This window comes from Ancylomarina sp. YFZ004, assembly GCF_054254355.1.
Genome location: NZ_JBTCHQ010000006.1, coordinates 51,668 through 62,160 on the forward strand (window position 1 = coordinate 51,668; position 10,493 = coordinate 62,160).

At 37.5% G+C, this 10,493-nt stretch carries 6 protein-coding genes; all 6 read left to right on the plus strand.

Annotated features, from left to right (window positions below):
- Positions 1-238: 238 nt before the first annotated feature.
- A complete protein-coding gene (locus tag ACXR6G_RS11055; RefSeq protein WP_458361490.1) occupies positions 239-3,280 on the plus strand; it encodes a SusC/RagA family TonB-linked outer membrane protein in 3,042 nt (1,013 codons plus the stop codon).
- A 29-nt stretch (positions 3,281-3,309) separates the two neighbouring features.
- On the plus strand, positions 3,310-4,875 hold the full coding sequence (locus ACXR6G_RS11060; RefSeq protein ID WP_458361491.1) for a RagB/SusD family nutrient uptake outer membrane protein: 1,566 nt from the start codon (positions 3,310-3,312) through the stop codon (positions 4,873-4,875).
- 74 nt (positions 4,876-4,949) lie between these two features.
- On the plus strand, positions 4,950-6,353 hold the full coding sequence (locus tag ACXR6G_RS11065) for a PKD domain-containing protein (RefSeq protein WP_458361492.1): 1,404 nt from the start codon (positions 4,950-4,952) through the stop codon (positions 6,351-6,353).
- 258 nt (positions 6,354-6,611) lie between these two features.
- Positions 6,612-7,946 carry a family 16 glycosylhydrolase gene (locus tag ACXR6G_RS11070; protein WP_458361493.1) on the plus strand — a complete coding sequence of 445 codons (1,335 nt, stop codon included), beginning with the start codon at positions 6,612-6,614 and terminating at the stop codon, positions 7,944-7,946.
- A gap of 55 nt (positions 7,947-8,001) precedes the next feature.
- Entirely contained in the window at positions 8,002-8,841 is an 840-nt protein-coding gene (locus ACXR6G_RS11075) for a glycoside hydrolase family 16 protein (protein ID WP_458361494.1), read from the plus strand.
- Positions 8,842-8,891: 50 nt separating this feature from the next.
- On the plus strand, positions 8,892-10,448 hold the full coding sequence (locus ACXR6G_RS11080; protein ID WP_458361495.1) for a sugar porter family MFS transporter: 1,557 nt from the start codon (positions 8,892-8,894) through the stop codon (positions 10,446-10,448).
- Positions 10,449-10,493 lie beyond the last annotated feature (45 nt).

The window sequence follows — 10,493 nt, forward strand, 5'->3', positions numbered from 1 at the left end:
GATGTATTTGGTTAAGAAAGTGTCAAATGCTCATCTGTTTTTATTATGTGCTTAAAATCAATCGGTTAAGTGTTAAGAGTTGTTAAATGACGTATTTGTGATGTATTGTGTTTAAGCATATGATGTATTTGTGATGTACTTGATTCCTTTGTGTTTTGATAAGATAGCTCTTTATTGCAATCGATTTAAACGCGTAAGAATCGATCACTAATTCAATCTAAACTAAAACAAAGAGCACATGAAAAAAACAGTCTTGTTTTTGTTTCTGGCATTTTTATGTTGGAATACGTTTGCGCAAGGACATTCGGTCAATGGGGTTGTAACCTCGGCTGAAGATGGCTTACCTATGCCATTTGCCTCAGTTGTACTTAAAGGTACAACTATTGGTACATCGACAGATATCGATGGAAATTATTCAATACAAGCAGATGATGACGCTATAATAGTGTTTTCTATGGTAGGTTTTGCCTCTCAGGAAGTTAAAGTAGGCAGCCAAGTTACCATTAATGTCATACTGGCTGTTGATAACATGGGCTTGGATGAAGTCGTTGTTATTGGTTATGGTGTACAGAAAAAGAGTTCTGTAACGGGTTCTATATCCTCGCTAAAAGCTGAAGATATTCAGAAAATGCCTATTCAACGAGCTGAACAAGCTTTGCAGGGCCAGGTTGCTGGAGTTCAGGTAACGATGGATTCAGGTCAGCCAGGAGCAGGTTTATCTGTTAACATTAGAGGTGTTGGTACCACAGGAAATTCACAACCACTTTACATTATTGATGGTAATCCTGTAGGTGATATCTCTTATTTGTCTTCTACAGATATTGGTAGTATGGAGGTCCTAAAGGATGCTTCCGCTTCTGCTATTTACGGAGCCAGAGGAGCTAATGGTGTTGTTATTATTACCACTAAGCAAGGAACTAAAGGTAAAGCTAAACTATCTTACGATGGTTATTATGGTATTCAGAATGCATCGAGAAATATGGATGTTCTTAATGCAAGCGACTATGCGATGATCATCAATGAATCTTTATTGAATGATGGTTACAATAGTTCTCACGCAAACTGGATTCAGGATGAAGAGTTGGCAGGTATCGGTTCAGGTACGGATTGGCAAAAGAAGATTTTCAGAAACAATGCGCCTATTCAAAGTCATACTCTGTCTCTTAATGGTGGAAATGAAACGATATTGTATTCAACAGCACTATCTTATTTCAGTCAGGATGGAATTGTTTCTGAAGATAAATCCAGTTACGAGCGTGTCAATTTTCGCGCAAAAGGTGACTACACTTCTTATAATAAGAAGTTAAAAGTAGGGACATCTTTCGTCTATTCTCATAGTACTTCTCAGGGAGTCGATCCAAACAATGTTTACAACTCTCCACTGGCACAGGCTATTAATATCGATCCTATCACAACCGTTAAGGATGAAGATGGAAGCTTTTCATGGCCAATACGTAATATGCAGGAGATTGTAAACCCAATTGCAGCCATGCATTTTCTGAATGATGAATACAATACGGATAAAATTGTTGCTAACCTGTATGCAGAATACAAGGTGATAGAACACGTGAAAGTGAAAACTTCAATTGGTATTGATTACGCTTACCAATGGCACGATATTTATAAGCCAATTTATCAGTTGAGTACCATTACCAAGAATGATAAAACCAGGGTAGAAAAAAATATGGATAATTGGTACAGCACCAATTGGGAAACTACAATCAACTATCACAATACGTTTGGTGAGCATGAGCTTGATGTATTAGTTGGAACAACTGCTTATACCAATAACTATGAAAATCTTAATGGTAGTGGTAGTGAATTGATTATTGAGGGTAAAGCTAATGCCTATCTCGATAATGTTGGTGATAGTAAAAACACATCTGCAGCAGGAGCCTTTGAATCGAATTCTTTATTGTCCTTGTTTGGACGTGCTAATTATAGCTTTAAAGATAGATATATGGCATCAGTAACTGTTCGTCGTGATGGATCGTCTCGATTTGGACCAAATAATCTTTATGCAACTTTCCCTTCAGTTTCTACTGGATGGATCATGTCCGAGGAAGATTTCTTAAAAGACAAGTTAGGCCCGATTACTTTTATTAAAGTAAGAGCGAGTTGGGGGCAGAATGGTAACGAGAATATTGGTAATTTCAGATACTTGTCGTCTATTGCCAACAACCACAACTACAACTTTAACGCAGGTACAGTTGTGAATGGTTCTTCTCCTTCTAAGATCGCCAATCCTGATGTTAAATGGGAAACTTCAGAACAAACCGATATTGGTCTTGATCTACGATTGGGTTCTAATTTCTATATGAACTTAGATTACTATGATAAGAGAACTAAAGACCTTTTGATTGATGCGCCAATACCAGGTTATATTGGTAATAGCCCGCCTACCGTTAATGGCGGAACTGTACAAAATAGAGGTTTTGAAGCCTTGTTGGGTTACAATGGCAGATCGAATGATTTTTCATACGGAGGTACGCTTAACTTTTCGGCTAATAAAAACGAAATGTTATCGATCAATAACGACCAAGGTGTTATTAATGGTGATGTGAATATTGGTCCTTCAGGAATGAAAGGCCTTACCATGGCTAAAGTAGGCCAACCAATTGGTTACTTCTCGGGATGGGAAACAAATGGCATCTATCAGAATCAAGCACAAATTGATAACAGTGGTTCTCATCAGCCTAACGCCACACCTGGCGACTTGATTTATGTCGATCAGAATGAAGATGGTGTCATGGATGGTGCAGATAAAATCAACCTGGGTGATCCTCATCCTGATTTTACAGTTGGTTTAAACTTGAATTTCGCTTATAAAAATTTTGATATGAGTATGTTTTGGTATGCTGTTGTTGGGAATCAAATTGTTGATGCGACGCGTCGTTACGACTTACCTAATGCCAATTACCAAACATCTGTTTTAGATAGATGGACCGGTGAAGGTTCAAGCAACAAGACTCCAAGGGTAAGCTTTGATGACCTTAACAACAATCAAGGAAATTTCTCTGATTTTATGGTGGAAGATGCTGATTATTTAAGACTTAAGAATATTCAGTTAGGTTATTCTTTACCAAAATCTGTTTTGAATAAACTTAATATTGAGCGATGCAGATTCTATGTTTCTGGTGATAATCTATTAACATTCACCAAGTATTCAGGTTTAGAACCTGAGATTGGAAACAGTGATAATGTATTTTTCACAGGTATCGATCAGGGTATTTACCCTCAGGCAAAAGTCCTTACTATAGGTGCTAACATCACTTTCTAAGATATTTTTAACAGATAAAAACTAAAACAATGAAAAAGATAATTTATATACTTCTTTTTGCTGTTACTTTCATGGGTTGTGATGACTATCTTGAGAAAGATTTAGTGGTAGAGCAGACAGAGGAAAACTTTTATCGTACAGAAGACGATATGTACAGAGCTTTGGTAGCGGTTTACGAGCCACTTCAAAGAAACTGGGGCGAGAGCTTGCAAATAATCATGGATATTGTTTCAGACGATGCTTATGGTGGAGGTGGTTCTGCTACTGATGGTGTTTCTGGAAAGAAAGCTGACAGAGGTTTGACTACAGCATCAGAGGGTATGTGGAGTGCTATGTGGAATGACCACTATGCTGGTGTTTATGGCGCAAACGTCTTTTTGGAAAAAATAGATGCTTCTGAAATTTCAGAGGAGCAGAAGACACAATTTAAGGGCGAAGTTCTTTTCTTAAGAGCCTATTATTATGCTAATTTAGTTCGTGTTTTCGAAAATGTACCCTTAATTACTAAAACCCTTGCATCATCAGAATATTCACAAGCCGCAGCACCTGTTGCAGATGTGTATGCTCAAATAGCAAGCGATTTGGAAACTTCGATTTCTTACCTAGATGGTGTGACATACGACAATGATCAAAAAGGAAGAGTTACAGAATGGGCTCCTAGAGCATTATTAGCGAGAATGTTCCTTTTTTATGATGGTGTTTATGGTAATGGCGATGCCAGTTCGACTATGCCTGGTGATATTACAGGATCTGATGCTTTGACTTATTTAAATGAAGTTATCACTACTAGTGGAGCAGATCTATTACCAGACTTTGGAAACCTTTGGGGACACTCTGAGTTTACAGATTCATGGGTTGAAAATTCAATAGAAGGTATTTTCGAAGCTCAATTCTCAAACCAAGGAGAAGGCTGGCAGTGGAGCAATGCACCTTACGATATTGGAAATAAGATGGTTGTATTTGTTGGGCCAAGAGGAACTGGTGCTGATTCTGAATATTATTCAGGTTGGGGTTTCTCTCCTGCTACACAACAACTTTATGATTCTTATCAGGATGGTGATCTGCGTAGAGATTTCACACTTTTAGATATGGTCTCTGAATTGGGCGAAGGTAACTTCGAAGAGGCTGATCAATATACGGGCTACTTGAACAAAAAGTATGCCGGTCTTAAAAGTCAAGTACCTCTTGTAGGGCAAGAGCAATTGAACTTCCCTCAGAATTATATCGCAATTCGTTATGCTGATGTTTTATTGATGGCTGCCGAATTGGAAATTCATTTGGGATCTGCTGCCAATGCAGCAGTTCATTACAATAAAGTAAGAGCCCGTGCTTTTGGTGCGTCTTATTCTTCTGTTAGTACGGTGACTTTAGCACAAATCTTTGAAGAAAGAAAGTTGGAGTTTGCACTTGAAGGCATCAGATATTGGGACCTTCTTAGACAAGGAATGCCAGTCTTAGAAAGTGCTGTTCAGGCTACTAATCTAGGTGGAATCTACAACTCAGCTGTTAACACAGCAGCAAGAGGATTCTGGCCAATTCCTTCAAGGGAAATCGCACTGTCGAACAATGCCTTAGAGCAAAATGTTGGTTATTAATAAGTTGAAATCGAATCATTTTAGGTGATTTATGAATTTCAGGACTTATTTGGTAATTATTTAAAATTAAAATTATGAAAAAAATATTATATTTTATTTTGCTTTTAGTTGTCGCTGTGTCTTGTTCTCCAGATGAGTACAGTACACCTGAAAACCTAATGGCAGAACAAATTGACTGGGGCTATACAGCTACCGATGTCACCAATGAATATACGCTATACAATAACACGCCTGGTGTAAGTTCAACTTGGGATTTTGGTAATGGTGTGACTCAAAAAGGAAATACTGTAACAGCACGTTATACCTTTGCTGGGACTTATACCGTTAAGCTAACCGTAACCTCTCAGGGTGGTGTTACGATCCTCGAGGATGAGATTGTTACAACTGTAGATAATCCATCTTTTCTTTCTGGATATCCTTACGATCAACTCGTAGGAGCTGGAGAACAAGTATGGGCTGTTGATGCGTATTCGAAAGGTGCTTTTGGCTTAGGACCTACCTTGGCTAATCCTACCGAATGGCATGCTGATGCTAAAGGTGCTCGTTTAGATAAAGGATTATATGATGACCGATTTACCTTTAAAATTACTGAATCAGGTTTAACCTTAACTCAACTAACCAATGGTGATGTTTATGCCAATGGTGGATGGGCTGCAGACTTAGGTTCTACAGATGGACATCAGGAACCAGATGGTGGTGACTTTATCATGCCGCATACAGGTGGTGATTTTGTTTGTACTATAGCAGGTGAAAAGTTGACTGTAACAGGAGGTGGTTTCTTAGGTTACTACGCTGGTGCTCATGAATATGAAATCATGACTTTAACAGAAGATTTATTAGAAGTCGCATTTTGGGACACTAATGCCAATTTCTATTGGTTTACAAGATTTGCACCCGTTGATAAATTAACGCCGGAACCAGAACCAGTTGTAAAAGAGCTTGAAAGCAATGATATCGCTGACGATTTTGAAGGCAATGGTAATATTATATGGGATACAGCAGCAATTGATGGTTTTGATATCATTGATAACTTTGCGCCATCAGATGTTAATGCGTCCGATAACATTATTAAGTACCAAAAAGGTGCTGGCGAATGGTCCAGTGTTTTGACTGTACTTGATTATATCATTGATTTATCTACAAGAAACCAATTCACAATGAAGGTTTTTGTTCCAGCTTTTAATGATTATACTACTGTTTGTGATCCAGGAACACCTTGGATTGCAGATCATAATCTTAAGCCTCAGATTGATGTGAAACTACAAGATAGTTCACTTGGAGGTAATGCTTGGGAGACTCAGCAGGTTCGTAGCCATACTTTAACTGAAGATCAGTTTGGTCAATGGGTAGAATTGACTTTTGATTACAGCGATGTTTCTGATCGTGTTGATTTTGATCAAATTGTTATTCAACTTGGTGCTGAAGGTCACTGTAATGCAGGACTTTTCTATATCGACGATTTCCAGTTGTTACCTTAATTAGTTTATGCCAGAGCACAAATCGTGCTCTGGCATATTTATACTAATATCTTCTTTACAAAATTTAAACAGATTTATTAAGATTCATTCATTGATTTTGAGCAATAAGAGGTAATTGTGAAGCCCACATTATTTTCTGAAGTATTTATCTGATATCACAATATGGTAATGGCTTTCAGTGCAATCTTATTGCTTATTTTTTAATACTAACTAAGCTTTTTTTATCAAGAAGCAATGAATTATAATTCAATAACTTCTATGAAAATATTACGCCCACTTACATACGTTAATCTACTTATTTCCATATTATTTGCTTCTGTTCTATTGTCATGTCAGAAGAGTGATGATGAGGAAACATACATGCCTGATTTTACATTTACTGAAGATGTTAATGATGCAAATAAAATTATGTTTTCGAATACAAGTACTGGATCGTATTTATTTATGCAGTGGGATTTCGGTAATGGAGAAGTTTCTGAAAAAGAAAGAGCCAACACAAATGATCAAACTGTTTTCTATTCTGAAAAGGGAGATTATAAGGTTCAGTTAACGCTTTGGGGACTTGATAATAAGTTATCGAATAATAAGATTTCGACGAAAACAATCAGTATTGAACAAGATGTTTTTCTTGCTGATTTTACGTATTCAATAGATGATTCTAAACCCAATTTTGTCACCTTAAATAATACAACTCAAGGTGATTATGATGCTATTTCATGGACCTACAATCACAAGGAACTGACAGGTGAAAATATCGATCAAACAGAGATCTATTTTCCCTTGGCAGGTATCTATGATGTTGACTTGCATGTTTATAAAGATGGTTTTGAAAGTCTTGTAACAAAACAGATAAGCATTGCACAGGATGATCCTGATTACTTAAATAATTTGACTTTGGTTTGGTCAGATGAATTCGATGGCAGTTCAGTGAGTCGTGACGAATGGACCTTTGAAACCGGAGCCGGTGGTTGGGGTAACAATGAGCTCCAAAACTACACGGATGGCAGCAATTCTGAAGTCGGTGAGGGGACTTTAAAGATTACCGCCAAAAAAGTGAATGATGCTGAAGTTGCAGGTTCTTATACCTCAACTCGTATTATTACTAAAAAGAACTTTTTATATGGAAGGCTTGAGGCCAGAGCCAAGTTACCTTCTGGGACTGGTGTTTGGCCGGCATTTTGGATGTTGGGCTCCAATATCACTACAGTAGGCTGGCCTGATTGTGGCGAGATCGATATCATGGAGTATGTCGGTTATGACCCCAATGTGGTCAATTCGGCCATACATACACCTTCGAGTTATGGCAACACTGTAAATCATAAGAGCTTAAATTTGGAAACTGCCGAAGAGGAATTCCATATTTACGGTATTATCTGGACTGAAAAATCCATTAGTTTTTATGTTGATGATGCTAATGATGTGTTCTATACCTATTCTCCTGCCAACAAAACAGACGAGAACTGGCCCTTTAATAAAAATCAATTTTTCATTTTAAACTTAGCCGTTGGAGGTAACTGGGGAGGAGCCCAGGGAATTGATAATTTGATCTTCCCTCAGACTTACGAAATTGATTACGTCAGGGTTTATCAGTAAACAACCAGGATTGACAATGAGGGGAGACCTCGATTTCAACCTTAATACACATATAATGCCACTAAAAAACACAATTATATTATTGGGAACGATTTTTCTGTTTGCAAGTTGCAATGGGAAAAAATCAGGATCCTCAACAAAAAATACGGAAAGCTCCCACAAGGACAATTACCAATTGGTTTGGAGCGACGAATTTAATTATACCGGTTTACCCGATTCAACTAAATGGATTTACGATACAGAAGGTAATGCCGATGGCTGGGGCAATAATGAAGCCCAATATTATACCACCACCAAGAAGGAAAATGCCTGGGTAGAAGGAGGCGTTTTAAACATCATTGCTTTAAAAGAACAAATCGAGGGGAAAGAATATACTTCGGCACGCTTAAATTCAAAAGCAAATTGGCTACACGGAAGAATTGAAGTGAATGCTAAGCTTCCAAAGGGGAGAGGGACGTGGTCTGCGATATGGATGATGCCGGAAGGCTGGACCTTTAAAGATGGCAATTGGCCAAATATTGGAGAGATCGACATTATGGAACATGTGGGACATAATTTGGGAGCTATTCATGCTTCGGCTCACTCTAAAGAATATCAATGGCAAACTAATACGCAGCAAACAGATACTATACATATAGCAGATGTGGCTGAAGATTTTCATTCGTATATCTTGGAATGGACACCAGAAGAGATGAAAGCCTATGTAGATGACAAGCTTTATTTTGAGTATAAAAATGAAGGATTAGGCGAATCAAAATGGCCGTACATAAAACCATTCTACCTTATTCTTAACGTAGCTGTGGGTGGTGCTTGGGGTAATGTAGAGGGGATTGATGCTGATGCATTTCCTCAAAGTATGCAAGTTGACTATGTCAGAATATATCAGAAAAAATAAACGCATTCATTACTGAATTTGGTAATGAATTTTAAATAAAATTAGAATACATGAATTTAAGATATACTGTTTTTGTATCGTTTATTGTTGCATTAGGAGGCTTCCTAATGGGATTCGATGCCTCGGTTATATCGGGTGTTGTGAAATTTATTGAACCCCAATTTGATTTATCTAAAATTCAATTGGGATGGGCTGTTAGCTGTCTAACACTAACTGCGACTTTGGCCATGTTTATGGCTGGTCCTTTAAGTGATAAATTAGGCAGAAGAACGGTTCTTAAATATGCCGCAGCACTATATTTTATTTCAGCAATAGGATCAGCGATAGCTCCCAGCTTTTGGTTTTTAGTTTTGGCTAGAATGATTGGTGGGTTTGGTGTTGGAGCATCGCTGATCATTGCTCCTATGTACATTGCTGAAATTGCTCCTCCAAAAATGAGGGGAAGGATGGTTTCTTTAAATCAATTGAATATTGTGCTAGGGATATCGGTCGCTTTTTTCACCAATTACATTATTTTGCAATTAGGAAAATCAAATGCAGGCTGGGCTGAAATATTTCAGTTTAATAATTACAATTGGCGTTGGATGTTAGCTTTGGAAGCCTTACCTGCCATCATATATTTCGTATTTCTATTTTTCGTTCCACGCAGTCCAAGATGGTTAGCCATGAATGGCTTGGATGATGAAGCATTACAGGTGATGGAGAAGTCATTAGGAGCTGATGAAGCCAAAATTCAATTAAAATCGATCACTCAAAGTATTAAAGTATCTCCACAAAAGGAGAAACCTTCACTAAAAGAACTGTTCAAGCCTTCAATGAAATTGGTGTTGCTGATTGGAATTGTCATCGCTGTTACTCAGCAAATTACGGGTATCAATTCCGTGTTCTTTTATGCACCCATGATTTTTGAACAAACTGGAATAGGAACTGACGCCTCATTTTCGCAGGCCATACTAGTTGGACTTATCAATCTTGTATTTACACTTTTTGCTATTTGGTTGGTCGATCGTATTGGAAGAAAACCACTTTTGATTTTTGGCTTAACTGGCATTGCAATCTCAATGTTTATACTTTCTGCTGGATTTGGCAGAGCAACTTATCAATTGACAGAAGATAAAATTCAGGAATGCGCGTCATTTGCTGATTCAGAGAATCTTTTTTCAATGCAAAATGTGGTTTTCTACAGTGATCTAGACTTTAATAAAGCATTAAAAAATAATATAAGCGAAAAGGTTTTTAAAGAGCATCAAACAGATTTTATCTCGAAAGCAATTAGCATTAACCCATGGTTAGTCTTGATTGGTATTCTTGGCTTTGTTGCCTCTTTCGCTATTTCTATCGGACCCGTTATGTGGGTCTTGTTTTCAGAGTTGTTTCCAAACCGTATTCGGGGACTTGCCATCTCTTTTGTTGGCTTAATTAATTCAGGAATAAGCTTCCTTGTTCAACTTGTTTTTCCATGGGAACAGATGAATTTTGGGAATGCAACAACCTTCCTTATTTATGGAATATTTGGTGCTATAGGACTTGTATTTGTCTTTTATATGCTACCAGAAACTAAAGGTAAATCCTTGGAAGAATTAGAATTGATACTTGTAAAAGAATAATAAACGAACTCTTCAATCGGTAAAATCAGATTGTAAGTTTTTAGA